Source organism: Affinirhizobium helianthi, assembly GCF_042680945.1.
Lineage (GTDB): Bacteria > Pseudomonadota > Alphaproteobacteria > Rhizobiales > Rhizobiaceae > Neorhizobium > Neorhizobium helianthi.
In genome coordinates this window covers 38,367-62,968 of the sequence record NZ_JBHUEQ010000011.1, presented here as the reverse complement: position 1 = coordinate 62,968, position 24,602 = coordinate 38,367, and the positions used below count along the sequence as shown (strand labels likewise).

Annotated in this window: 21 protein-coding genes; 4 read left to right on the top strand and 17 right to left on the bottom strand. The window is 58.2% G+C overall.

What is annotated here, in order from left to right:
• Window positions 1–488 precede the first annotated feature (488 nt).
• On the top strand, window positions 489–2,417 hold the full coding sequence (locus ACFSE1_RS06890) for a M23 family metallopeptidase (protein ID WP_377398375.1): 1,929 nt from the start codon (window positions 489–491) through the stop codon (window positions 2,415–2,417).
• A gap of 57 nt (window positions 2,418–2,474) precedes the next feature.
• Here the strand turns inward: ACFSE1_RS06890 and clpB are convergent, their stop codons facing one another.
• The 7 genes from clpB to ACFSE1_RS06855 form a co-directional block, all read right to left on the bottom strand.
• Entirely contained in the window at window positions 2,475–5,075 is a 2,601-nt protein-coding gene (gene clpB, locus ACFSE1_RS06885) for an ATP-dependent chaperone ClpB (protein WP_377398372.1), read from the bottom strand.
• 219 nt (window positions 5,076–5,294) lie between these two features.
• Window positions 5,295–5,975 (bottom strand): DUF4167 domain-containing protein, encoded by a 681-nt coding sequence (locus ACFSE1_RS06880; RefSeq protein ID WP_377398369.1) that lies wholly within the window; start codon window positions 5,973–5,975, stop codon window positions 5,295–5,297.
• Between the two features lie 307 nt (window positions 5,976–6,282).
• A complete protein-coding gene (gene prmC, locus ACFSE1_RS06875; protein WP_377398366.1) occupies window positions 6,283–7,164 on the bottom strand; it encodes a peptide chain release factor N(5)-glutamine methyltransferase in 882 nt (293 codons plus the stop codon).
• On the bottom strand, window positions 7,161–8,240 hold the full coding sequence (prfA, locus tag ACFSE1_RS06870) for a peptide chain release factor 1 (RefSeq protein ID WP_377398363.1): 1,080 nt from the start codon (window positions 8,238–8,240) through the stop codon (window positions 7,161–7,163). Before prfA ends, prmC begins: the two co-directional genes overlap by 4 nt.
• 128 nt (window positions 8,241–8,368) lie before the next feature.
• A complete protein-coding gene (gene ptsP / locus ACFSE1_RS06865; RefSeq protein WP_377398384.1) occupies window positions 8,369–10,636 on the bottom strand; it encodes a phosphoenolpyruvate--protein phosphotransferase in 2,268 nt (755 codons plus the stop codon).
• 88 nt (window positions 10,637–10,724) lie between these two features.
• Window positions 10,725–11,999: an aspartate kinase gene (locus tag ACFSE1_RS06860; protein WP_377398360.1), complete on the bottom strand. Its 1,275-nt coding sequence runs from the start codon at window positions 11,997–11,999 to the stop codon at window positions 10,725–10,727.
• A gap of 228 nt (window positions 12,000–12,227) precedes the next feature.
• A complete protein-coding gene (locus ACFSE1_RS06855) occupies window positions 12,228–13,013 on the bottom strand; it encodes an SH3 domain-containing protein (protein WP_377398357.1) in 786 nt (261 codons plus the stop codon).
• Window positions 13,014–13,236: 223 nt separating this feature from the next.
• Between ACFSE1_RS06855 and ubiG the strand changes: the two genes are divergently transcribed.
• Entirely contained in the window at window positions 13,237–13,980 is a 744-nt protein-coding gene (gene ubiG / locus ACFSE1_RS06850) for a bifunctional 2-polyprenyl-6-hydroxyphenol methylase/3-demethylubiquinol 3-O-methyltransferase UbiG (protein WP_377398354.1), read from the top strand.
• A 13-nt stretch (window positions 13,981–13,993) separates the two neighbouring features.
• Here ubiG and ACFSE1_RS06845 read toward each other — a convergent pair whose 3' ends face one another.
• The 4 genes from ACFSE1_RS06845 to ACFSE1_RS06830 are packed head-to-tail and all read right to left on the bottom strand — an operon-like array spanning window position 13,994 to window position 16,363.
• Window positions 13,994–14,422: a DUF1178 family protein gene (locus ACFSE1_RS06845; RefSeq protein WP_377398351.1), complete on the bottom strand. Its 429-nt coding sequence runs from the start codon at window positions 14,420–14,422 to the stop codon at window positions 13,994–13,996.
• Window positions 14,419–15,270, bottom strand: a complete 852-nt coding sequence (locus ACFSE1_RS06840; RefSeq protein ID WP_377398348.1) for a carbon-nitrogen hydrolase family protein — start codon at window positions 15,268–15,270, stop codon at window positions 14,419–14,421. The genes ACFSE1_RS06845 and ACFSE1_RS06840 overlap by 4 nt, the downstream gene beginning before the upstream one ends.
• Window positions 15,271–15,280: 10 nt before the next feature.
• Window positions 15,281–15,538: a glutaredoxin 3 gene (gene grxC / locus ACFSE1_RS06835; protein ID WP_377398345.1), complete on the bottom strand. Its 258-nt coding sequence runs from the start codon at window positions 15,536–15,538 to the stop codon at window positions 15,281–15,283.
• Window positions 15,539–15,586: 48 nt separating this feature from the next.
• Window positions 15,587–16,363, bottom strand: a complete 777-nt coding sequence (locus ACFSE1_RS06830) for a ComF family protein (RefSeq protein ID WP_377398342.1) — start codon at window positions 16,361–16,363, stop codon at window positions 15,587–15,589.
• Between the two features lie 63 nt (window positions 16,364–16,426).
• Between ACFSE1_RS06830 and ACFSE1_RS06825 the strand changes: the two genes are divergently transcribed.
• Entirely contained in the window at window positions 16,427–17,305 is an 879-nt protein-coding gene (locus ACFSE1_RS06825) for a methyltransferase domain-containing protein (protein WP_377398339.1), read from the top strand.
• Window positions 17,306–17,308: 3 nt separating this feature from the next.
• Here ACFSE1_RS06825 and ACFSE1_RS06820 read toward each other — a convergent pair whose 3' ends face one another.
• From ACFSE1_RS06820 to ACFSE1_RS06795, 6 genes are all read right to left on the bottom strand, one after another.
• Window positions 17,309–17,473, bottom strand: coding sequence for a Flp family type IVb pilin (locus tag ACFSE1_RS06820; RefSeq protein ID WP_377398336.1), 165 nt, complete (start codon window positions 17,471–17,473; stop codon window positions 17,309–17,311).
• A 183-nt stretch (window positions 17,474–17,656) separates the two neighbouring features.
• Entirely contained in the window at window positions 17,657–17,977 is a 321-nt protein-coding gene (locus ACFSE1_RS06815) for a hypothetical protein (RefSeq protein WP_377398381.1), read from the bottom strand.
• Between the two features lie 275 nt (window positions 17,978–18,252).
• Window positions 18,253–18,666 (bottom strand): 8-oxo-dGTP diphosphatase MutT, encoded by a 414-nt coding sequence (mutT, locus tag ACFSE1_RS06810; protein WP_377398333.1) that lies wholly within the window; start codon window positions 18,664–18,666, stop codon window positions 18,253–18,255.
• Window positions 18,663–19,472 (bottom strand): GNAT family N-acetyltransferase, encoded by an 810-nt coding sequence (locus ACFSE1_RS06805; protein ID WP_377398330.1) that lies wholly within the window; start codon window positions 19,470–19,472, stop codon window positions 18,663–18,665. Before ACFSE1_RS06805 ends, mutT begins: the two co-directional genes overlap by 4 nt.
• Window positions 19,453–20,688: a bifunctional glutamate N-acetyltransferase/amino-acid acetyltransferase ArgJ gene (argJ, locus tag ACFSE1_RS06800; protein WP_377398327.1), complete on the bottom strand. Its 1,236-nt coding sequence runs from the start codon at window positions 20,686–20,688 to the stop codon at window positions 19,453–19,455. Before argJ ends, ACFSE1_RS06805 begins: the two co-directional genes overlap by 20 nt.
• 64 nt (window positions 20,689–20,752) lie before the next feature.
• Entirely contained in the window at window positions 20,753–21,595 is an 843-nt protein-coding gene (locus ACFSE1_RS06795) for a peptidylprolyl isomerase (protein ID WP_377398324.1), read from the bottom strand.
• 261 nt (window positions 21,596–21,856) lie between these two features.
• Between ACFSE1_RS06795 and secA the strand changes: the two genes are divergently transcribed.
• Entirely contained in the window at window positions 21,857–24,568 is a 2,712-nt protein-coding gene (gene secA / locus ACFSE1_RS06790; RefSeq protein WP_377398321.1) for a preprotein translocase subunit SecA, read from the top strand.
• Window positions 24,569–24,602 lie beyond the last annotated feature (34 nt).

Genomic DNA, 24,602 nt, shown 5'->3' with positions numbered 1-24,602 from the left:
AGCGGACTTATACGCATCACCCCGCAAACCGTCAACACTCAAAAAAACAAAAAAACAAAAAAACAGGTAAGACGTTGATTATAAACAACTAAATCAGACACATACCCGTCACATCCCAAAATCAACAAACAAACCAACCCAAAACCAAACCAACTCAAACGCACGCAAACAAGCGGTAAGGAGGCGAGCCATCAGCTTGGTGTGAGGTGGGTTGGTGCCTCGAGCGCACGGCTATCGGTATCTCGTCTCTTCGGTAAACCCGGGCACGATATCTGCATCCGCTTCGATCATCGTATGCCTCGCAGCACGTCGAGCAGATGTGCAGCCGTCACCCGGCCTGGGCGGCTTCGCACAAATTCCACAATCGCATTCTAACGCAGCATCTGAACTCTGCCGGATCAGCGCCTTTTTTGACAGACGGCCTCGAATTTGGCACACCACAGAGAATGCCGGGTTAGACGGCTCGAAATGGGGATGGCTCAACATCTATGATTCCGCCTCGTAACATGGCGCCTTCGCTGGGAAACGAAGAACCGCTCCTGGCCGATGGGCGTCGCGCGCCCGACCGGCGGGAGATATCCCTGAGGTGGCTCTCGGGCACGTTCCTGACGGGTATTACCTCTTCCATTCTGATGGGCGTCGCTCTCTTCGCTGCGCTCGATGGCCGCCAGCAGCTAGCCATACCGGCGGAAGCCTTCGCCTCTTTGCCATCTCACATCAATGAGGCGGTCACGCGAGGCAAACGTTTGCTCGGCGGCAATGTGATCGCCATGCCCACCGACCGCAAGGTTATGGAAGTGTCCACCATGGTGAAGGAAGGGAACAAGGAGGTCGTTCGCCGACAGCCGTTTTCCCACGTCCGGATGATCCTGGCCGCGAACCATGTGGCCCAGGAGGATTACCCTTCTTTCGATCCGCTGACGATTTTTTCCACAGGCGAGAAGGAAGCCAACGGTGCAAGCACGGGCGTAATTTACGGCTCCGAAGTCGAATCCGAGGTGAGCCTGCAGTCCCTCCCCTTTCCGACTTCGAAAGCATCTCTGGAATTCGCGCCTGGGATGTCTGTTGATGAGGTTGAGGAAAACGTCCGTTCCAATGGCTCCATTCTGACCGATGGCACCGCGCAGATTGCGTCCCTTTACTACGTCGATCCGCAGCGCTTCGAGGGGAATGATGATGTCCTGTCTCTCGGGTCGCAACTTTCGGCGCGGATCGTTGAGCAGAACATGACCGTCTCCGAACCGGAGCCTTTCACCAAAAACACGCGTGACTACGCAGACGATGTCATCCCGATCCGCAGGCCCTCCTCAATCACGGATGCTCTGACGAATGTTGGCTACCCGAAAGAAAAAGCGACGGAAGTCGCAACTCAGCTGGCATCGCAACTGGCAAAGCCTGATCTTGAGCAGGGGGACGTTTTGCGCGTCGGCTTGATTCAGGAAGGCGAGATGGTGTCCGTTGTTCGCACCAGCCTTTATAGACGCGGCCAGCATGTCGCGACCATCGCGCTGGATGACAGAGGGCGATATACCAAAGGTGCTGAACCTGCCCACCTCGATGCCGTGGAGAGCGCATTTTCCAGCGACACGCCCGTCATTCTTTCCGGACGAGATTTGCCAAGCGTCTATGATGGTATTTATAGAGCAGCACTCTCCTATGGCATGACCCAGGACATGACATCCCTGATGGTCAAACTGCTCGCCAGCTCAGTGGATCTGCAGGCCCAGTTAAAGCCGACAGACAGTATTGAAGCTTTCTTTTCGGCCGCAGACAGCAAGGGCAGCGCCGGCCCCAATTCGGAACTGCTCTATGTGAAGGCACGGTTCGGCGACACCGTCATGCGCTTCTACCGATTCCAGAATCCTGAAGACAACTCTGTTGATTACTTCGATCAGGATGGAAAGAGCATTCGACAGTTCCTCCTTCGGAACCCCGTGCCAAACGGCCGACTGACCTCCGGCTTCGGCATGCGCCGTCACCCAATCCTTGGCTATTCGCGCATGCATACGGGAACCGACTGGGCAGCGCCTCGCGGCACTCCGATCATCGCAACCGGTAACGGTGTAGTGGAAAAGGCAGGCTGGGCATCAGGTTACGGCAATCAGACGATTATTCGCCACGCCAACGGCTATGAGACATCCTACAATCACCAGAGTGCCATTGCAAAAGGCGTCCGCGAAGGAGCGCGTATCACACAGGGCCAGGTAATCGGCTATGTGGGCTCGACCGGCTCCTCTACCGGAGCACATCTTCATTACGAACTGATTGTCAACGGCACGAAGGTCGATGCAATGAAGGTGCGCTTGCCCGGTGGCAAATCCCTCAGCGGCCAAGCCCTTGCAAGGTTCGAAGATGAGCGCAAGCGCATCGACGCCCTGCTTGTTTCGAACAACGGCGAACAGGTCGCAAGTCGATAGCGTTTCGTTGGAAGATAATGAAAAAGGGCCACCCGGAGAGTGGCCCTTGTTTTTCTGTCAGGCTGCTTCCGCTACAGCTTTACGGACATTGAAGAGAAGCCTGTCCGAACCCGCGGATACCTTGACCCGCGAACCATCAGGCACCATCCCGCCCAGAATTTGCTCAGCCAGCGGATCCTGAACATATTTCTGGATGACGCGCTTGAGCGGCCGGGCACCATAGACGGGATCATAACCCTTCTCAGCAAGCCATTCGCGCGCATCCTCACCAAGCTCGATGGCAATCTTGCGCTCGGCCAGAAGCGAAAGAAGCCGCTTCATCTGGATATCGACGATGGCGCCCATTTCGCTACGCGCCAACCGATGGAACAGGATGATTTCGTCCACACGGTTGAGGAATTCAGGCCGGAAGGACGCTTTCACCACATCCATCACCTGGTCGCGCACGCTATCCACATCCTGATGTTCACCCAGATTGGTGAGATAATCCGCACCAAGATTGGAGGTCATGATGATGATCGTGTTCTTGAAGTCCACGGTGCGCCCCTGACCATCGGTCAAGCGGCCATCATCGAGAACCTGCAAAAGCACGTTGAACACATCCGGATGCGCCTTCTCGATCTCATCGAAAAGAACAACCTGATAGGGCTTGCGCCGGATCGCCTCCGTCAGCGCGCCGCCCTCATCATAGCCAACATAGCCGGGAGGTGCACCGATCAGGCGAGATACGGAGTGCTTCTCCATATATTCCGACATGTCGAGGCGAACCATTGCCGTTTCATCATCGAAGAGGAAACGTGCAAGCGATTTCGTCAGCTCCGTCTTGCCGACGCCCGTCGGGCCGAGGAAGATGAAGGAACCGATCGGACGGTTGGGATCCTGTAGACCTGCACGCGAACGGCGAACCGCGCGGGAAACAGCCTGAACCGCATCCCCCTGCCCGACAACAGACTTGGCCAGTTCATCTTCCATGCGCAGCAGCTTGTCGCGCTCGCCTTCCAGCATCTTGTCCACGGGGATGCCCGTCCAGCGCGAAACCACATGGGCAATAGCATCGGGTGTCACGACTTCCTGCACCATGGAGGTGCCGCTTGCGTCGCGTTCCTCTGCCTCATTCAGCTCCTTTTCGAGATCCGGAATAACGCCATAGGTCAGCTCACCTGCACGCTGGTATTCTCCCTTGCGCTGGGCAATGGCCAGTTCGTTGCGTGCTTCATCCAGCTGCCGCTTCAGATCTGCCGCCAGTCCGAGTTTCTGCTTTTCCGCCTGCCAGCGCGCCGTCAAGGCGTCCGCTTGTTCCTCAAGCGAAGCGAGCTCGGTTTCCAACCGCGTCAGACGATCTGCAGAAGCGCTGTCGGTTTCCTTCTTCAGGGCCTCGCGCTCGATTTTCAGCTGAATGATCCGGCGATCGAGTTCGTCGAGCTCTTCAGGCTTGGAATCCACCTGCATGCGAAGGCGTGACGCCGCCTCATCCATCAGGTCAATCGCCTTGTCCGGCAAGAACCGGTCGGTAATGTACCTGTTGGAAAGTGTGGCCGCCGCCACAAGCGCGGAGTCGGAAATACGCACCTTGTGATGCTGCTCGTATTTCTCCTTCAATCCACGCAGAATCGAGATCGTATCCTCCACTGTCGGCTCATCGACCGTGACCGGCTGGAAACGTCGTGCAAGCGCGGGGTCCTTTTCCACGTGCTTGCGATATTCATCGAGCGTCGTGGCACCCACACAGTGCAATTCGCCGCGCGCCAGGGCTGGCTTCAGCAAATTGGAGGCATCCATGGCCCCGTCAGCCTTACCCGCACCAACCAGCGTGTGCATTTCATCGATGAACAGAATGATTTCACCGTTTTCCGACTGAACTTCAGACAGCACGCTCTTAAGCCGCTCTTCGAACTCGCCACGATATTTCGCGCCAGCAATCAGCGCGCCCATATCGAGCGCCATCAGCCGCTTGTCCTTGAGGCTTTCGGGCACGTCACCGTTGACGATCCGCAATGCGAGCCCTTCGGCTATGGCCGTCTTGCCAACCCCCGGTTCACCGATCAGCACCGGATTGTTCTTGGTGCGGCGGGAAAGAACCTGAATAGCGCGGCGAATTTCATCATCACGGCCAATGACCGGATCGAGCTTTCCCTCACGCGCCTCTTGCGTCAGGTCCCGCGCAAATTTCTTCAGCGCGTCAAAGCCCTGTTCCGCATTGGCGGAATCGGCGGTGCGCCCCTTGCGGATATCATTGATGACCTGATTGAGTGCCTGGGCAGAAACGCCCGCCTTTTTCAGCGTCGAAGACGTGGTGGCCGTACCCTCGATGGCAAGAGCCAAAAGAAGCCGCTCCACGGTGACGAAACTATCGCCGGCTTTCTTGGCGGCATCTTCCGCGGTTGAAAAAACCCTGGCCAGAGGTTGCGACAGGTAAACCTGCCCACCACCGCCGGAAACTTTGGGCAGCTTGGCCAGCGCCGCATCATTGGCAAGGCGCGCTTCCTTGGCATTGCCGCCTGCCCGCTCGATCAGCGAAGACGCCATGCCCTGCTCATCGTCCAGCAACACCTTCAAAACATGTTCCGGCGTGAACTGCTGGTGCCCTTCCGAGAGAGCATGAGTCTGCGCGGATTGAAGGAAACCGCGAACGCGCTCGGAATATTTCTCGATATTCATAACAAGACCTCCATGAGTCGCCCTGCCCTTATAAGGCACAGACCGACGGTTGGGTTTGAGCTCCCTCAAAAGGCGAGCCCAACTGCTTTCGTGTTACCGTGAAAGCCATTTTCCAACCAGATATGGGAGGTGATTTTTGAAGTTTAAAGGCAGCTGAAACGAAAAACCCCGGCGTTAAACACCGGGGCTGACAAAAGCAAATGATCCGCTGGATCAGGCTTATTCGGTAGCCGCATCGGCCATGGCCGGTGCATCGCCACCAGCTGCATCGCCTTCACCACCTTCAGCAGAACGACGCGGGCGGCGTGGGCGGTTGCCAGCAGTGCGGCGCCTTGGCTGGCGTTCACGCGGCTGCGCCGACGTGCTTGCGCCTTCTTCTTCCAGGGCAACTTCGGCAGGCGTGCCATCGATCACCGGCTGAGGGCCGCTTCCATCGACAGCCGGAGCCTCCTCGACAACCCGAACCGGCGCAGGAGCAGGTGCCTCGGCGCGAGCAACCGGAGCTGGCGCAACTGCTGCACCTTCATCCTGCTCGACACTTTCCGAATCGTCCTGTTCACGCTCATTGAAGTCCGTGCGCTCGTCACGCTGATAGCGTTCCTGCATCTGCGCCTGAGCCGCTGCAATGATCCGATTGTAATGCTCAGCATGCTGCAGATAGTTTTCCGCCATAACCCTGTCGCCGGAGCTCTGTGCGTCGCGGGCAAGTGCCGCGTATTTTTCAGCGATATGTTGAGCGGTACCGCGAATCTTGATGTCCGGGCCGGAACTGTCATAGGTCCGGGTCAGCGGGTTCGAGCCCTTGCGGTTGAAATTGTTTCCCCCGCCACCGCCGCCGCCGTTATTATTGTTGTTGTTGCCGCGCCCCCGACCACGCTTATTCTGCTGTCCTGGCCTCATCGATCTTTCACCTGAATTCTCTGTACTTTTGCTGATTAAGGGCCACGCGGCTGTACGGCCTCGCCGACACAAGCCTTCACGTGCCGCAAGCAGGGGTTTATCCATCCTGCTGCTAGTGGAAGTCAGTTTATCTGATGCACGCACTAGGTATTGTTCAACCCTGGAGGCTCTCTATTGAAGAGCAGCTTTGCGGTTGAGCTTAACCTGAACGAATCTCGGTCCATTCCCAGCCGCCCAGCGCGTGCCCGCAAACTATCCCGCTTCCTCGCCAATTCCAAGCCTTTTCTTTCGCGTGTGCAAAACGAGGCTAAGGAGTGGCAAAATCATCGCTTTTCCGTTTAAAAACCAATGCCCGGTCATTTCCTCCATAGTCGGAGACTGCCTGAAGCACAGTATATCCACGGCTGCTAAATATATCGTCGACGGACTGTTTCTGATCAAACCCCATCTCAACCGCAAGCACACCATTCCTGTTGAGGAAAGCATCCGCATCGCGGGCAATGATACGATAGGGCTCAAGCCCATCCGGGCCACCATCAAGTGCCGCCAAGGGATCGAAATCCCTCACTTCCGGCTCAAGCGTGCCGATCACATCGCTTCTGATATAAGGTGGGTTTGACACGATTATGTCAAAGCACCCGCTAATTTGCGCGAACCAGTCGCTGCACATTGTCTCGAAGCGTTCGCCTATCCCATTGAGGTCGGCATTGCGTCTGGCGGTTTCAAGGGCACCTTGGGAAATATCGATGCCCAGGCCAGAAAAATCGGGCAATTCATGCAGAAGCGCCAGCGCTATTGCACCTGTGCCGGTACCAAGATCCAGAAGACGGGGACGCTCCGTCATCTGGCCGATCCGCCTGCCATGCTCAACCAACGCATCGACAAGCACCTCGGTATCAGGCCTTGGCTCCAGCGTATCAGGCGACAGTTCAAGCGTCAGCCCATAGAATTCACGCGCCCCCAGAATACGATGGACCGGCTCGCGAGCCTTGCGGCGCTGGATGGCTGCGTGTACGCGGGTCCGCCCCTCCTCGTCGATCTGCCGATCCGCCTTAAGCACCAGTTCTGTCGGCGTAAGCTGGAGAATACCCAGGATCAGCGTACGGGCATCCATGGCGCTGTTGTCTATTCCGGCAGCCTCAAGCTCTCGTCGGCAATCGGCCAGAAGATGTGCGAGCGTATCCGTCAAGAGGGCTCGCCCAATTGTGCCAGCTGACCTGCCTGATAGTCGGAAATCAGGGCGTCGACCACTTCGTCGATTTCGCCTTCCATCATCCGGTCGAGCTTGTAGAGCGTCAGGTTGATCCGGTGATCCGTCACACGCCCCTGTGGGAAGTTATAGGTCCGGATGCGCTCGGATCGGTCGCCTGATCCTACCTGGCTTTTGCGATCGGCGGATCGCTCGCTCTCCGCCTTCTGACGCTCGATATCATAAAGACGCGAGCGCAGGACCTGCATGGCCTTTGCCCGGTTCTGGTGCTGCGATTTTTCGGAACTCGTCACCACCAGACCGGTTGGCAGATGGGTGATTCGCACAGCGGAATCGGTAGTATTGACGTGCTGCCCGCCGGCACCGGAAGAGCGCATGGTATCCACGCGGATGTCCTCAGGCCTGATTTCGATATCGATATCCTCAGCCTCCGGCAAAACTGCGACTGTCGCAGCCGATGTATGAATACGTCCACCAGCCTCCGTTTCCGGTACGCGCTGCACGCGATGCACACCCGATTCGAACTTCAGCTTGGCAAAAGCGCCCCTGCCCGAAACGGTGGCGATGATTTCCTTGAAGCCGCCAGCTTCGCCTTCGCTTGCGGAAAGCACCTCCACCTTCCAGCCCTTCGAACTGGAGAAGCGCTCATACATACGGAAGAGATCGCCAGCAAACAGCGCCGCTTCTGAACCGCCCGTCCCGGCACGAATTTCAAGAATCGCACTCTTCTCATCCGCCGCATCCTTCGGCAGCAGAAGGATTTGCATGTCTTTTTCCAGCGCTTCGACGCGGGCCTGCGTGTCCGGTAGCTCCATTTCCGCCAGTTCGCGCATCTCGCGGTCGGTCGCCTTGTCGGCCAGAAGCGTTCGCAAATCCGCCTCTTCCGCCACGGCCTTTTCATAGTCGCGTATCTTCGCGACGACCGGCTGCAATTCCGAATATTCCGAAGCCAGCTTTACATAAACATCCGCAGCGGGGCCTTCAGCCATGCGCGCTTCAATCTCGCTGAAGCGGCGCTCCAGTTCGCGCATCTTGTCGACAGGAAGCTTCGCCACCTAATAAACTCCAATAGTTTTCGTGTTCGAGACCATCATGCTCCCTGAGAGAACATGAGGCTCTACTGCCTTGTTCGCGCATCGGACTCCCTGAAAACCGGCATTCGCTTTCCAGGCAATCCCATGCTCTAGAGCGGGATATTGTGCGTGGTCGCAAAGTTGACCAGCAATTCGCGAACGGAAACATCCGAACGCGTATCGTCAAGCACCTGGTTGAGCTCTCCTGCCAACAGATCGACGTCCAGCCCCAACAGCATGGCCTTCACAGGGCCGATGGAGGTCGGCGTCATGGACACAGAGCGGAAGCCGATTGCCAGCAGCGCCATCGCCGAAAGGGGCTTTCCAGCCATTTCGCCACAAAGCGTCAACGGCGTCTTGTTCCGATCTGCGGCCCGCACGATGTCACGCAAAATGCGCAGGAAGGGCTTGCCGAGAATATCGAAACGATCCGAGACGCGGGCATTGCCACGATCCGCCGCCATGGAAAACTGGAAGAGATCGTTCGAGCCGACGGACACAAAGTCCACCTCTGTCATCAATTCATCCAGCTGCCACATCAGGGCCGGTACTTCCAACATGGCACCGAACTGAAGCTTGCGCGGCAAGCCGTGGCCGAACTTGGAAAGATGCTGAACTTCCTTCTGCATCAGGTCCCGCACGGCACGGATTTCCGAAACCTCGGTCACCATTGGCAGCATCATCTTCAGCTCGGAACCGGCCGAGGCACGCAACAAGGCACGCAATTGAGTGCGCAGCAGGCCGGGGCGATCGAGCGAGAGGCGAATGGCACGCCAACCCAGCGCCGGATTTTCCTCTTCCTGCGAACGGAAATACGAAACGACCTTGTCACCGCCAATATCGAGCGTGCGGAATGTCACGCTATGGCCGGCAGCCTGCCGCAGCACATTGCGATAGAAGGCTTCCTGTTCCTCCAGCTTCGGCATCTGCGAAGCGATCATGAACTGAAGTTCCGTGCGGAACAGACCAATTCCATCTGCGCCCGATTCGGCCAGTTGGGGCAGATCGACCATCAACCCCGCATTCATCAGCAGCGTGATTCGCTTGCCGTCCCGCGTCACGGGGTCAACGTCACGCAAGGCCCGGAACTGCTCCTGGCGCCGTGCTCTCAGGCGAACCTTTTCCTCATAGGCTTTCACCAGGTCGGCCATCGGCCGCAGGTGAACCTGACCCTCGTCACCGTCGATGATGACCGAATCGCCGTTTTCCGCCAGCGCCACAACACCCGCCGCCTGACCGATGACCGGAATGCCCATGGCACGCGCAACGATCACGACGTGGCTGGTGACAGCACCGTCTTCCAGAACCAGTCCACGCAGATTGGCGCGCGGATAGTCCAAAAGCTCCGCCGCGCCCATGGCGCGCGCAAAAACAATCGCATCAATCGGGAAGCCCTGATCCATCGCACGGCCGGAAAAGCCGGTCAGCTGACGCAGAAGGCGATTGGCAAGATCGTCAAAATCATGCATCCGCTCGCGCAGATAAGGATCCGTCAGGCGCATCATGCGCGCCTTGGTATCGCTCTGAACCTTCTCCACCGCCGCTTCGGCGGTCAGGCCGTTGCGGATTGCTTCCTCCATTCGGCGCACCCATCCCTGGTCGTGGGCAAACATGCGGTAGGTTTCCAGCACCTCGCGGTGCTCACCTTCCTGCGCCACTTCGCGGCGGGACAGCATGTCGTCGATGGAAAGGCGCAAGGAGCCGATGGCCTCGGCAAGGCGCTCAATTTCCTTGTCCGCATCCTCGTTGAGAAGATTGGTTACCACCACGCGCGGTTCGTGCAGAACCACGTGGCCCAATCCGATCCCTTCATTATAGCCATCTGCATCCAGCGTGATGGCGCGGGTCAGGTCCAGTTCCAGACCCGGCTGCGTAATTTTCTTCAATTCTCCGGTCGCAATCATCTCGGCGATCACCATTGCGGTGGTTTCCATCGCCTCTACCTCGTCTTCGCGGTAGTTGCGCTGCGCCTTGTTCTGAACGACCAGAACGCCCAAAGTGCGACCGGCACGCAAGATCGGCACGCCGAGGAAGGAATGATAAATTTCCTCACCCGTTTCAGGCAGATAGCGGAATGCAGGATGAGCCTGCGCATCGGAAAGATTGAGCGGTTGGGCAGATGCAGCGATGGTGCCGACAAGACCTTGCCCCATTTTCAGCTGGGCAAGGTGCACCGCATCCTTGTTGAGACCTTCGGTGGCGTAAAGCTCCAGCACACCGTCTGAACGCAGCACATAGACCGAACAAACTTCGGCCACCATATTGCTGGCAATCTGACGCACGATCCGGTCGAGCCGCTCTTGCGGCTCCAGCGGCTCTGCCATCAATTCCCGCAATCGCTTAAGCAGGACGCGCGGGCCTGCCGATAGGTCTCTCATCGGCATTCGTACTCCCGAATCTCAAATCACAATAATCCGGAAGATGATGCGCCGCCCGAGAGAGCGACGCAACCGTGCCGGTTGATTTTCAACTCTTATCGAGACCGTAAGCAGAATGCAAAGTGCGAACGGCAAGTTCGGAGTAGGCGCCATCGATCAGAATGGAGATTTTGATCTCCGAAGTTGTGATGGCACGAATATTGATGCCCTTTTCGGCGAGTGCCTTGAAGGCGGTGGCAGCAACACCTGCATGGCTGCGCATACCGATACCGACAACAGAGACCTTGCACATGCCGGTTTCGTTCTGAACGACGTCAAAACCGATCGTGCCCTTGTTCTGATCCAGAACCTGCATTGCCTTTTCGACATCGCCGGACGGTACCGTGAAGGTCATGTCCGTCTTGGAACCGTCTTCGGAAATATTCTGCACGATCATATCGACATTGATGTGCGCTTCCGCCAGCGGGCCGAAGATGGCCGCGGAAACGCCGGGGCGGTCTGCCACGCGGCGCAGCGAAATTTGCGCTTCATCCTTGGCATAGGCGATGCCGGTTACGACTTCCTGTTCCACGATTTCTTCCTCGTCGCAAATCAACGTACCGGGCGGATTGATGAGGTCGCCCATGCCCGGCGCATCGGGATCCTCGAAACTGGAGCGAACAAAGGTGCGCACCTTGTGCACCATAGCAAGCTCGACGGAGCGAACCTGCAGGACCTTTGCACCGAGGGATGCCATTTCCAGCATTTCCTCAAAGGAGATCTTCTTCATACGTCGCGCCTTGGGCACGATGCGCGGGTCGGTAGTATAGACACCATCGACGTCTGTATAGATATCGCAACGATCCGCCTTGACGGCAGCGGCAATGGCAACAGCCGAGGTATCCGAACCGCCACGGCCAAGCGTTGCAATGCGGTTATCGGGGCCAAGCCCCTGGAAACCGGCGACCACCGCAACCTGCCCCTCGCCCATGCGGCGAACGATTTCGCTGCCGTCGATATCGAGAATGCGGGCCGCGCCATGTGCGTTGTCCGTGCGGATCGGGATCTGCCAGCCCTGCCAGGATCGGGCATTGATGCCCATGGATTGCAGCGCGATGGCCAGAAGGCCGGACGTGACCTGCTCACCGGAGGCAACGACTGCATCATATTCCCGGGCATCGTAGAAAGGCGAGCTTGCGCCCGCGACCTTCGGCGTGTCCTGAACCCAACCCACCAATTCGTTGGTTTTGCCCGACATGGCGGAAACGACCACAGCCACCTCGTGGCCCGCATCGACTTCGCGTTTCACATGGCGCGCGACGTTATGAATGCGCTCGAGATTGGCGACCGAAGTGCCGCCGAACTTCATGACAATGCGTGCCATCGCTGATCAAAACCACCTTTTCATGTCCCGAGACGGACACGGCTTCACATTCCGTCGTCCTCGGGTGCCGGAAGCCCCCTTGGCTTGCGGCGTCCTATTAGCGAAAAGGGGGATTGTGCGCAACGGAAAAGCGCTTTGTTACCGCCGATGTAAGCGTCAACGAAATAAATGAAAAGGCTTGGGCAAAGTCAAGGCGCCCCCGCTGAAAGCGGGAGCGCAGGAAGCCTGTCAATTGCGGGGTGCCGAGCAGGGCAGACCAGGGGCGCAATTGCCGAAATCGCGGTCCATGTCCGGCGGCGTTCTGGTCCCGAGATCGTCGCTGCCGGGTGGCAGGGCGCGGCGCTCGAAATCCTGATTTCGCCTGTCACGCCAGTTACCGTCGTCGGGGCGTCCATCGCGCCAGTCGCGGTTCTGCTCGCGCCATCTGCGCTCCTCGCGCCAGCGCTGTTCATCCCGTTGCATCTGTTCCTCGCGGAACCGCCGCTCATCTCGCCAGCGCTGCTCCTCCCGGAAACGTTGCTCATCGCGCAAGCGATCTCTCGCCCAGTCACGGTCCGGATCACGCTCGCGCCAGCCAGGAGGTGGAGGCGGCGGCAGATCGCGCCGGTAATCCCAGCTTCTCCATCTGTCCCGTTCACGATAAAAATCGCGGTCGCGATAGTAGCGTCCCCAGTAGGTATCGACATCGAAGGTGATCGTGGGAATTCCCAGCGAGCGATAGTAGTTCGGCGCGACATAGACGCGGTTCTGGCGATAGGTCGCCTGAATATAGCTGCCGGAAACCCAGCCGCGCCCACGGGCAAAGGTCACGTCACACCAATTGACGTTGTTCAGACATCCATTGATGGTGATCGGGGCGCCCGCGGGGATCACCACGACTGCGGGATAGCGAGTGCTTGGGCCGGAACGCATGTTCACATTGGCAGTGGCAATGCCGCTGCTTGCCGCCGATGCCACGGCGGGCAGCGCACAGAAGGCGGTGATTGCCATAGCCTTCCAAATTTGACGTTTCACAGGTTTCCTCCTGGGGAAAACATTATTGTCATGCTCAACGTCCCTTCTGTCGTCAAAGGCAAATTTCATTTTGTTTTTTTTAAGTCAATGCAGCCGCTGGATGAATAAGCGGCCGTCCATAAAAGCGAAACCATCGATTGATATCCTCTGCGGCCTTATGCCGGGCTTGACAAGTGGCCTGCAGCAACCGACTTCAATCTTCGACAGATGAAGGAGCCGAACGATGACCGACACCGCAACGACGATCGACCAGAGCGAAGTGGATCGTTTTTCCGCCATGGCTGCGGAATGGTGGAACCCGACCGGCAAGTTCAAACCCCTCCACAAGTTCAACCCGGTACGTCTCTCTTTCATTCGCGACAAGGTGTGCGAGAATTTCGGTCGTGACCCGCGCAGTGCTCGCCCGTTCGAAGGTCTGCGTTTTCTCGATATCGGCTGCGGCGGCGGCCTGCTGTCTGAACCGATGGCACGCATGGGTGCCGAAGTGGTTGGCGCGGACCCGTCAGAAAAGAACGTCCGCATCGCCCAGACCCATGCAGCCGAAAGCGGCGTTTCCGTCGATTACCGGGCCGTGCCCGCCGAACAGCTGGCAGAAGCAGGCGAGACCTTCGATGTCATCCTCAACATGGAAGTCGTGGAACACGTTGCCGATGTCGATCTCTTCATCAGCACCTGCGCCTCCATGGTCCGCCCCGGTGGCCTGATGTTCATCGCCACGATCAACCGCACCTTCAAGGCGCACGCCTTGGCCATATTTGCGGCGGAAAACATCCTGCGCTGGCTGCCCAAGGGTACACATTCCTATGACAAGCTGGTGCGCCCGGAGGAACTCGAGCGCCCCTTGCAGCGGAGCGGCCTTGAGGTCATCCACCGCACAGGCGTGTTCTACAATGTTTTGCAGGACCGCTGGAACCTGTCCCGCGACATGGATGTGAACTATATGCTGCTGACGAAGCGCCCTGGGTGAACCGGGAACGTCATCAATGGGTATCGTCGGGAAGCACCGGTAGCGGCGCGACTTCGATACCCTCGTCGATCAGGTCACGAACATCATCCAGGCTTGCCTGACCGATAATGCCGCGCGCATCTGCTTCGCCATAGTGGATCTTGCGCGCCTCTTCGGGGAAGCGTTCACCCACATCCTCCGCATTGGCGCGGATTGCCTGAACGGCTTCCTTCAGCTTGGCCATTGCCTCGCGCCGAACCGCGTCCATGACAACCTGCTGGCGCGCTTCCTGCTTCCGGGCGGTCGAGACGGCAGGCGCCATCAGCGCCTTGTGAATGGAAGTCGAGCCACAGGAAGGACAGCTGAGGAAACCTGAGGCCAACTGCCCGTCAAAATCAGCGCTGGTCGAGAACCACCCCTCGAAGTCATGGCCCTTGTCGCAATGTAATGAATAGCGGATCAAGCGCGTTCGCCTCCCCACTCGCCATTGCCCTGGCACAGTGCGAACTCCCGCGCATTCTTCAAATTGGGGATCTTGCGCCGGGCTGCGTGAACGTCGCTTACATCCACATCGGCAACCAGAACGGCCTCGCCCTGCCCGCCAGCCTGCGCCAGAATGCGGCCCCAGGGATCGATAATCATCGAATGCCCATAGGTCTCACGACCATCCTCATGGGTTCCACCTTGTGCTGCAGCCAGAAGAAACGCGCCGTTCTCAATCGCACGTGCACGCAGCAAGATGTCCCAATGCGCCTCACCAGTCTGCCGCGTAAACGCAGCGGGCACTGTCAGAATTTCTGCGCCAGCCATGGCTTCCGCGCGGAAGAGCTGCGGAAAGCGCACGTCGTAACAAATGGCAAAGCCAAGCTTGCCAAACGGCAGGTTCTCGACTCTTGCCTCGTTCCCGGCCTCATAGGCAGAACTTTCCCGCCAGCTTTCCCCATTGTCCAGATCGACATCGAACATGTGGATCTTGTCGTAGGAGCAAATCTTGGCTCCATCGGGTCCGGCAAGAAAACCGCGATTGGCAATCTTGCCGTCCGGTCGCGCAATGGCGGTCGAACCAACGTGAACATAAATGTCAAGCTCGGCAGCCAGCGTTCTTGCCCGCGCAATAATGAGATCCGTCTCCTCGTCACGCAGGACAGCACGCAGAGCCATGCGATCCCGCTGGAGCGAACCCGTCATTTCAGGTGTCTGAACGTAGACTGCGCCCTGCGCGGCGGCATCACGAACGAGATGCGCCATGGTATCGGCATTCCGCTCGACAGATACGCCGGAGCACATCTGGACCACGGCCAGTTTTGCCATGTCGCACTCCTCAGGCCGCCAGAAGCGGATTCAGCTTACCGTCTCGATCCAGCGCGTGAAGATCGTCGCAACCGCCCACATGCTGACCATTGATGAAGATCTGCGGGAAGGTGGACTTGCCGTTCGCCTTTTCTATCATTTCCTGCCGCAGTTCCTGCGAAAAGGTCGCATCGTGCTCGGTGAAATCCACGCCCTTCGATTGAAGAAGAGATTTCGCTCGCGCGCAATAGCCGCACATCTGTCGCGTATAGATTACTACTTCAGCCATCATGATCTCCTGGAACGCCGGGAATTTTCGCGCTCGCTGTTATCGCCGTCATATAGGTTCTGGCAAGGCCATTGCAAAGCTCAAAACGGTGATGTCCGTTGCCCCGGCCCGGCGCAGCACCCGTGCTGCGGATGAAACCGTAGCCCCGGTGGTAAACACGTCATCGACCAGAATGATCCGCTTGCCGAAAACATCGTTTTCATGGCCAGGGACAATGCGGAAGGCAGCACGAAGATTGTCCTCCCGCCTGGAAGCCGTCAACCCGACCTGCCGACGGGTGCGCTTGGCGCGGCGCAGTGTCGTGGCCAACATCGGCTTATCTGTCAGTCGTGACAAATGCCGGGCGAGTTCCGCCGATTGATTGAAGCGCCGCCAGGCGAGCCGCGTCCAATGCAACGGGATCGGCAGAATGGCATCGCATGCCGCCAGTTCCGCCGCACCGGCCCGGGCCATCCATTGCGCCATCATCCGCGCAAGATCCGTCCGATCGCGATATTTGAGCGAATGTACGAGGCTTCGCGCCGGCCCCTCGTGCAGCGCAACCGCGCGCAGCCTGTCGAAGGAGGGGGGCTCTGCAATGGCCTGGGCACAGAGTGCCCCCTCCCCCTGATCCTGTCTGAAGGGGATACCAAGCACATCGCAATAGGGCCGCTCGATAAAGCGCATCCTGCTCCAGCAATCCGGGCAGATGGCGAAATGGCGCTGGGTGCGTGCGCCACACACAGAACAGGCAGGCGGATAGACAATGTCCAGCAGCGGACGCAAGAGAGCACTGGCGTGCGCGCGCCCGAAATCACTCTCGATTTTTAGATAATCCCACCCCATGTGCTTGACTTTAGCCGCTCAAGCCGCCCCATGCGACCTACTAGATTTTGCAGGATGATACCGATGGATGTCCTTTTCGATCTCGATCTCGTAACCGCCCGGCGCGAAAAGGCGATGGGCAGGCCGGATTCCGGCGGCGATTTCCTCCTGAACATCGTCGCACAGGAACTGGCAGATCGCCTGTCCGTGGTCGAAAGGCATTTCGAAAAGGCTGTGGAGCTTCATGGAGCAACGGGCAGCACGGCGCGGCTCGTGGCGCGCACAGGCAGGGTTGGCACGATCGACAGGGTGGAGACCAGCCAGATCTTTGGCGAGGCCGGCACAGCAATACTGGAGGGGGCGCTTGAAGACGTTCCGCTTCAGGAACAGTCCGTCAATCTGGTGCTGTCGCCGCTCGCCCTGCATCTGACCAATGACACCCCTGGCATGCTGATTCGCATAAAGCGGGCGCTGAAGCCGGATGGTCTGCTTCTGGCCGCCATTCCCGGCGCCGGCACCTTGCAGGAATTGCGCGACGTTCTATTGGCGGCAGAAGCTGAATTGCTGGGCGGAGCAAGCCCCCGCGTAATCCCCTTTGCCGATGTGCGCGATATCGGAGGGCTCATGCAACGGGCAGGCTTTGCCCTGCCGGTCGTGGATGCCGAGAACTATACCGTGCGCTACGATAATCTTTTTGCCCTGATGCGGGATCTGCGTGCCATGGGCATGACCAATCCGCTGATCAATCGCAGCCGCAGACCGCTGACGCGGGAGTTCTTCCTGCGAGCCGCCGAAATCTATGCAGAGCGCTTTGCCGATCCAGATGGCCGTATCAGAGCGAGCTTTTCCATCGTCTATGCCTCCGGCTGGGCTCCGCATGAGAGTCAACAGAAGCCATTGAAGCCCGGATCCGCCAAGATGCGTCTCGCCGATGCGCTCAAGATCACGCCCGACGCTCCATAATTCTCAGCCCTTCAGATAGCTGGCAACCAGTTCAAGGATGGCTTGAAGCCTGCCGGAAAGCAGTTCGAACGCCACAATCAAGATGCCCCCGATAATGGCAGCAAGCAGGCCGTATTCAACGGCCGTCGCGCCGCGTTCGTCTTTGAAAAGCTTGCGGAACAGAGACATTCGCAATCCTGCCTTGGCTCGGTGTCGTGAAGACGATGCAAAACCACCCCGATAACGGCGGCACTTGCAGGAAAGGCCGAAGCGATCGTTTCGCTCCGGCCTCGCCCTGTCTCAACTTATGCGCATAACTGCGTTAACATTTCCTCATAGGCCGCGTGTAAAATCAGGCAAACACCGCCAGCATCAGCATGGGGAAGATGCGCCGTAACCCTGAACGATGCAGACCGACCCTGGGGTATCCTGCAATACACTGCGCCTGATCGTATAATGCTTCGGCGCCTTCTCATCCTTGCTAATCGAACCCGTCGTGATCTGATCGAACTCTTCCTGCACGTGGGCGAGTTTGCGCGTGTCCTGCCGGTTAGCCAGCATGGGCGTCACAATGAGTGACAAGGCAATCGCTGCCGTGCCGAAAAGAAGCGCAATGTTCAGAACACCGGTCTTGCCAGACCTGTTCGATGCCCGCTTTTGGGCGCGAACAGTCTTCCAGAATTCCTCTTCCATCAAAGCCTCATGCAAGATCATTAAAGGAAGCGTCATATTGTCTGAATCCGATAAAGGATCTGTTAACGCCAACAGATGTGGCGGCCCTATCAGACAAAGCTTGTGGATAATTTAACGAAAATGGAAACTTCTGACGCTTCGGCTTACGCGTCAGCAGCCAGACAGTCGAGAAAGATGCACACCCTTCGGGATGAGGACTTGGAGCATTTCCAGGAATGGTGTCGTCGCGCGCTTTCGCTCCGAAATGCGCGAAACCGAAGGCCTGGACTAAACACCTAGAGCAGGTCTTGAAGGAAGGGGATCAGCGGCTCATCCGCAGGAGGCATGGGGTAGTCGCGCAATTGCGCGGTGCGCACCCACTTTATCGCCTGCCCCTCACGGCCAACGGGAATGCCTTCGAAACGCCGGCAAACATAAAGCGGCATCAAGAGGTGGAAATCCTCATAGGTATGGCTGGCAAAGGTCAGCGGTGCAAGGCAGGGCACCTTGGTCTTGATGCCAAGCTCTTCCTCCAGCTCACGCACCAGCGTCTCTTCCGGCGTTTCACCGGCCTCCACCTTGCCGCCCGGAAACTCCCAAAGTCCGGCCAGGCTTTTGCCTTCGGGCCGTTGCGCAAGAAGAATACGGCCATCGGCATCCACAAGCGCGCAAGCAGCAACAAGAACGATGCGGCGCGAAACCTGTGTCATGGGATGTCCTTCTCGATTGCCCAGTAGTGATATTCGTAGGCGGTGCGGAAGCCGAACTTGCTGTAGAGAGAAAGAGCTGGCGCATTCGTCGCATTGACCTGAAGCCAGGCAGTGCGTGCTCCATTGATACGGGCCCAACGAAGCGCTGCCGTCAGAAGCTCTGTGCCGAAACCACGGCGGCGCATCCGCTCGATCACCGCAAAAGACAGGATGCCTGCCAGATCATTGTCCTGAACACACAGCGCGGCGGCCATCGGCCCTTCGTCCAGATGCTCCGCCGTGAAGAAGCCACAGGTCGGCTTGATGGCGGACAGAATCTCGGCAAGAGCAGGCTTCAAAGCTGGATCTTCCTGCTGCACCGTCAGGTACACATCAATGAATCGGCCAATATCGTGGGTCGGTATATGATCCAGCGTATCGGGCAATTCCAGGCATGTGAGATCCACCGTCATGACCTCGGCCGTCTCAAACCGCGACCAGCCACTCTGCGACAGATTTTCCAGCAATTGCCTGGGGGCGAGTGGCGTTTCGCGGATCAAAAGCGGGCGGCCGTAATGCTCGAAACGCTTGCGGGCCTTCTCGATGCGGATATCGGCATCGCGATAATCGGAAGGATCCAGCGGAACCACGCAATTCAGCCGTTTGGACGGATGGCTTCCGGTCAGTCGAACCTGCCAGCTGCCATCGTAAACCACGGAAGCCGCAGGCCAGGCCCGAAAGCCGACGGCCTCCAGGCGTCGCACAAGCGGCAGGTTTCCATGGGATGAACTCGCCTGCATCAATCCATCAGCTCCGGTAGTCGCCATTGATGGCGACATATTCCTTCGTGAGGTCGCATGTCCAGACCGTTGCGGAGCCCTGCCCGAGGCCGATATCAACGCGCACAGCAATGTCTTCCTGCTGCATGACAGCGGTAGCGGCAGCCTCCGAGTAATCGGGATCGCGCTCGCCGTGAACGGCCACGCGTACATCACCGAACCAGATTGCCAGACGATCGCGGTCCGCCATTTCGCCGGATTTTCCAACGGCCATGACAACGCGGCCCCAGTTTGCATCCTCGCCCGCAACAGCGGTTTTCACCAGCGGAGAGTTGGCAATCGAAAGCGCTATGCGCTTGGCAGCCGCATCGCTTTCGGCGCCGGTTACTGTGACTGCCACCATCTTGCGGGCGCCTTCCCCGTCGCGCACGACCTGAAGCGCCAGATCCTTGAGGAGATCGTTCAGCGCCGCGCGGAAGGATGCCAGACGAACATCTCCTGCATCGCTCACCTCTTGCTGGCCAGCGGCCTTGCCCGTCGCGAACAGAAGCAGCGTGTCGGAGGTGGATGTATCGCTATCGACGGTCACGGAATTGAATGTCGGGCCGACGCCTTCCGAAAGCAGGCTTTGCAGAACAGCAGGCGCAATCGCCGCATCCGTCACCACAAAGGAAAGCATGGTCGCCATGTCAGGCGCAATCATGCCCGCACCCTTGGCGATGCCGTTCAGTCTCACAGTCACGCCACCGATTTCAGCCGTGCGCGTCGCCACCTTGGGATAAGTGTCGGTGGTCATGATGGCCTTGGCGGCTTCCAGCCAGAAATCGCCCGTTGCACTGGCATGCATGTCTCCCAGCACGCCAGCGAACTTCGTGGCATCCAAGGGCTCGCCAATCACACCCGTTGAGGCGAGATAAACCTCATTGGTGGCGCAACCCACGGCCTTGGAGGCCGAATCAGCGGTCAGTTCCGTGGCGGCACGGCCCTTCTTGCCGGTAAATGCATTGGCATTGCCGGAATTGACCACCACCGCACGCGCCTTGCCGTGAGGAAGGTTCGCACGGCAAAAATCCACCGGAGCCGAAGGGCACTTGGAACGGGTGAAGACGCCCGCCACCGAAGCAGGCTCGTCAAACACCATCAACAACACATCCGTTCGGTTCTTATACTTGATGCCAGCGGCAGCAGTGGCCATGCGCACCCCATCGATGACCGGCATGTCAGGATAGGATTTGGGAGCGAGCGGAGAAACGGTTGCAGACATGTTCTTCAGGTTCCGGACAAGAAAAGGCCCGCCAAGGCGGGCCGGGATTGGCTTTTAGACGCTATTACTCGCTCTTGGTCAGCTCGTCATAGCCCTTGCGCAGATTTTCATCGGTAATTTCGACCTTCTGGTCCTTCTTGGCATCATCGATGATCGAAGAATACTTCTCCTGCATGACGATCTGGCGAACCTGCGGCTCAACCTGATCGAATGCAGGCGGCTGCGCATCGCGCTTATCTTCAACCTTGATCACGTGATAACCGAACTGCGACTTGACCGGGGTCTTGGTGTAGGCGCCCTTTTCGAGAGCGAAGGCAGCCTCTTCGAATTCCGGCACCATGCGGCCCTTGGTGAAGTAACCCAGATCACCACCATCGGACTTGCTGGAATCCTCAGACTTTGCCTTGGCAAGTTCGGTGAAGTCCTTGCCGGCATCGAGCTGCTTGATGATGTCTTTTGCCTCATCCTCGGTCTTCACCAGAATGTGGCGGGCATGCACTTCTTCTTCCTTCGGCATGGCTGCGACTTCCTTGTCGTAGCGAGCCTTGATTTCTTCCGGCTTCAGCTTGTCGAACTGGTCGCGCAGGTAGGCGTTGTGCAGCTCGCGCTCCTGCAGGAAGGCCATGCGCTTTTTGAAATCGTCGCTGTTCTGCAGGCCAGCCGCTTCGGCTTTCTTGGCAACGAGCTTGATGTCGATAACCTGCGAAAGTGCGGCAACCTTCTTCTGGTCTTCCGGCAGCTGCTGGTATTGCGGGCTCAAGTTGGCCATCGCAGTATCCAGGTCTGACTGGTGAATTTCCACGCCACCAACCTTTGCCACGACAGCATCGTCCTGGGCAAACAGCGGCGTGTGAAACGTAAACGCTGCAGCCAGAGTCGCGGCGGCGACGATTTTGGAACGAAACATTAGGTACGACCTCTCGAGTTTGGCACCGGTCTCAGTCTGTCCGATTCCGGCCATGACACCTTCACAAACACCGGATTGTGGCCATTCTGTATCGGCCAGAACCGTTGACATCATTCAACCCCCCTCTTATCTGTCACGCTACTTCGCGTCCAGAACAGTTTCCGGGCGGGCACTGTAATTTGTCTGTGAAAAACCCGAACAGACGTCACAGTAAACCGGTACCGGTGACCTGATGCCTTACGTTTAGAAAGGACCATTTGCATGGTCAGCTTCGGTGCTATCGCACGCAAATTTTTCGGCTCCGCCAATGATCGCCGCGTCAAGGGCTATCGTTCGCGCGTGGAAGCCATTGGCGCCCTTGAAGAAAGCATCAAGGCCCTGACAGATGAGCAGCTTGCGGCCAAGACGGTGGAGTTCCGTCAGCAGCTGGCAGATGGCAAGACGGTGGATGACCTCCTCGTTCCCGCCTTCGCCGTTGTGCGGGAAGCCGCACGCCGCGTGCTGGGCATGCGCCCCTTCGATGTGCAGCTGACGGGCGGCATGATCCTCAACCAGGGCGCCATCGCGGAAATGAAAACCGGCGAAGGCAAGACACTGGTGGCCACCCTGCCGGTCTATCTTAACGCCTTGACCGGACGCGGCGTGCATGTCGTCACCGTCAACGATTATCTCGCCAGCCGCGACGCAGGCATCATGAGCAGGCTTTACAGCTTCCTTGGTCTGACGACCGGCGTGATCGTTCACGGGCTGGATGACGAGCAGCGTCGTGCCGCCTATGCCTGCGACATCACCTACGCCACCAATAACGAGCTTGGCTTCGACTATCTGCGCGACAACATGAAGTATGACCGCGGCCAGATGGTGCAGCGCGGCCATTATTTCGCAATCGTCGACGAAGTGGATTCGATCCTCATCGACGAAGCCCGGACACCGCTCATCATTTCCGGCCCGCTGGACGACCGCTCCGATCTCTACAACACAATCGACGGCTTCATCCCCATGCTGTCGGCGGAAGATTACGAGATCGATGAGAAGCAGCGCTCTGCCAACTTCTCTGAAGTCGGAACTGAGAAGCTGGAAAATCTCCTGCGTGAGGCAGGCCTGCTCAAGGGCGAATCCCTGTATGATGTCGAGAACGTTGCTATCGTTCACCACATCAACAACGCGCTGAAGGCGCACAAGCTCTTCCAGCGCGACAAGGACTATATTGTCCGCAATGGTGAAATCGTCATCATCGATGAATTTACCGGCCGCATGATGCCGGGCCGCCGCTATTCGGAAGGCCAGCACCAGGCGCTTGAGGCAAAAGAAAAGGTCCAGATCCAGCCAGAAAACCAGACCCTGGCCTCGATCACCTTCCAGAACTATTTCCGCATGTATGAGAAGCTGGCTGGCATGACCGGCACGGCGGCAACCGAAGCGGAAGAATTCGCCAATATTTACGGTCTCGACGTTGTCGAGGTTCCGACCAACCTTCCCATCCAGCGTATTGACGAGGATGACGAGGTCTATCGTACGGTCGAGGAAAAATACAAGGCGATCATCGAGGAGATCCGCATCGCGCAGGAGCGCGGCCAGCCTGTTCTCGTCGGCACCACCTCGATCGAAAAGTCGGAACTGCTGGCGTCCATGCTGAAGCAGGCCGGTTTCAACAATTTCAGCGTGCTGAACGCCCGCTACCACGAACAGGAAGCCTATATCGTCAGTCAGGCAGGCGTGCCGGGCGCGGTTACGATCGCCACCAACATGGCTGGCCGCGGTACGGACATCCAGCTCGGCGGCAATATTGACATGCGCCTTGAGCGCGAACTGGAAGGCATGGAGCCCGGTCCGGAGCGCGACGCCAAGGAAGCGGCAATCCGTGCGGAAGTGAAGCAGTTGAAGGAAAAGGCGCTCGCTGCGGGCGGACTTTTCGTTCTCGCCACGGAACGCCACGAAAGCCGTCGTATCGACAACCAGCTGCGCGGCCGTTCGGGCCGTCAGGGCGATCCGGGCCGATCCAAATTCTACCTTTCGCTTCAGGATGACCTGATGCGAATCTTCGGTTCTGACCGAATGGACGGAATGTTGCAAAAGCTTGGCCTCAAGGAAGGCGAAGCCATTGTTCATCCGTGGATCAACAAGGCGCTTGAGCGCGCTCAGAAAAAGGTCGAGGCACGCAACTTCGACACCCGTAAGAACCTTCTCAAATATGACGATGTGACCAACGATCAGCGCAAGGTCATCTTCGAGCAGCGCATCGAACTGATGGATGCGACGGACCTGACCGACACGGTTACCGACATGCGCCATGAGGTGATCGATATGCTGGTCACCAAGCATATCCCTGAACGCGCCTATGCGGAACAGTGGGATGCTGCTGGCCTCAAGGCAGGCGTCCAGCAATTGCTGAACCTCGATCTTCCGGTTGAGGAATGGGTGCAGGAAGAGGGCATCGCCGAAGACGATATTCGCGAGCGCATCCTGAATGCTGCGGATGCCGCTGCGAAGGATCGCGCAGAACGCTTTGGCCCGGAAATCATGACCTATGTCGAGCGTTCCGTTCTGTTGCAAACGCTGGATCACCTGTGGCGCGAGCATATCGTCAACCTGGACCATTTGCGTTCCGTTGTCGGCTTCCGTGGCTATGCCCAGCGCGATCCGCTGCAGGAATACAAGGCCGAAGCCTTCGAACTCTTCCAGGCCCTGCTCGCCAATCTGCGCGAGGCGGTAACGGCTCAGCTGATGCGCGTGGAACTGGTGCAGGACAGCGCCACCAATCCGGAGCCGCCTCCGGTGATGCAGGCTCATCACATCGACCCAATGACGGGAGAAGATGAATTTGCCTCCGCCGGGTATCAGGCTGTTGCCGTATCGGAAAATCGCGATCCCAACGATCCTCGCACTTGGGGGCGGGTTGGCCGCAACGAGCCCTGCCCTTGCGGTTCAGGCAAGAAGTACAAGCACTGCCACGGCGCCTTCGAACAGGCTTAACTGGCTCTACGAGAACAGAAACGTGAAGGGGAGG

What these genes read in the sequence shown, in the direction of transcription:
- ACFSE1_RS06890 (WP_377398375.1), top strand. Translation starts at nt 489, where the DNA reads ATGATTCCGCCTCGTAACATGGCGCCTTCGCTGGGAAACGAAGAACCG.
- clpB (WP_377398372.1), bottom strand. Translation starts at nt 5,075, where the DNA reads ATGAATATCGAGAAATATTCCGAGCGCGTTCGCGGTTTCCTTCAATCC.
- ACFSE1_RS06880 (WP_377398369.1), bottom strand. Translation starts at nt 5,975, where the DNA reads ATGAGGCCAGGACAGCAGAATAAGCGTGGTCGGGGGCGCGGCAACAAC.
- ptsP (WP_377398384.1), bottom strand. Translation starts at nt 10,636, where the DNA reads ATGAGAGACCTATCGGCAGGCCCGCGCGTCCTGCTTAAGCGATTGCGG.
- ACFSE1_RS06860 (WP_377398360.1), bottom strand. Translation starts at nt 11,999, where the DNA reads ATGGCACGCATTGTCATGAAGTTCGGCGGCACTTCGGTCGCCAATCTC.
- ubiG (WP_377398354.1), top strand. Translation starts at nt 13,237, where the DNA reads ATGACCGACACCGCAACGACGATCGACCAGAGCGAAGTGGATCGTTTT.
- ACFSE1_RS06840 (WP_377398348.1), bottom strand. Translation starts at nt 15,270, where the DNA reads ATGGCAAAACTGGCCGTGGTCCAGATGTGCTCCGGCGTATCTGTCGAG.
- grxC (WP_377398345.1), bottom strand. Translation starts at nt 15,538, where the DNA reads ATGGCTGAAGTAGTAATCTATACGCGACAGATGTGCGGCTATTGCGCG.
- ACFSE1_RS06830 (WP_377398342.1), bottom strand. Translation starts at nt 16,363, where the DNA reads ATGGGGTGGGATTATCTAAAAATCGAGAGTGATTTCGGGCGCGCGCAC.
- ACFSE1_RS06825 (WP_377398339.1), top strand. Translation starts at nt 16,427, where the DNA reads ATGGATGTCCTTTTCGATCTCGATCTCGTAACCGCCCGGCGCGAAAAG.
- ACFSE1_RS06820 (WP_377398336.1), bottom strand. Translation starts at nt 17,473, where the DNA reads ATGTCTCTGTTCCGCAAGCTTTTCAAAGACGAACGCGGCGCGACGGCC.
- ACFSE1_RS06815 (WP_377398381.1), bottom strand. Translation starts at nt 17,977, where the DNA reads ATGGAAGAGGAATTCTGGAAGACTGTTCGCGCCCAAAAGCGGGCATCG.
- mutT (WP_377398333.1), bottom strand. Translation starts at nt 18,666, where the DNA reads ATGACACAGGTTTCGCGCCGCATCGTTCTTGTTGCTGCTTGCGCGCTT.
- ACFSE1_RS06805 (WP_377398330.1), bottom strand. Translation starts at nt 19,472, where the DNA reads ATGGCGACTACCGGAGCTGATGGATTGATGCAGGCGAGTTCATCCCAT.
- argJ (WP_377398327.1), bottom strand. Translation starts at nt 20,688, where the DNA reads ATGTCTGCAACCGTTTCTCCGCTCGCTCCCAAATCCTATCCTGACATG.
- ACFSE1_RS06795 (WP_377398324.1), bottom strand. Translation starts at nt 21,595, where the DNA reads ATGTTTCGTTCCAAAATCGTCGCCGCCGCGACTCTGGCTGCAGCGTTT.
- secA (WP_377398321.1), top strand. Translation starts at nt 21,857, where the DNA reads ATGGTCAGCTTCGGTGCTATCGCACGCAAATTTTTCGGCTCCGCCAAT.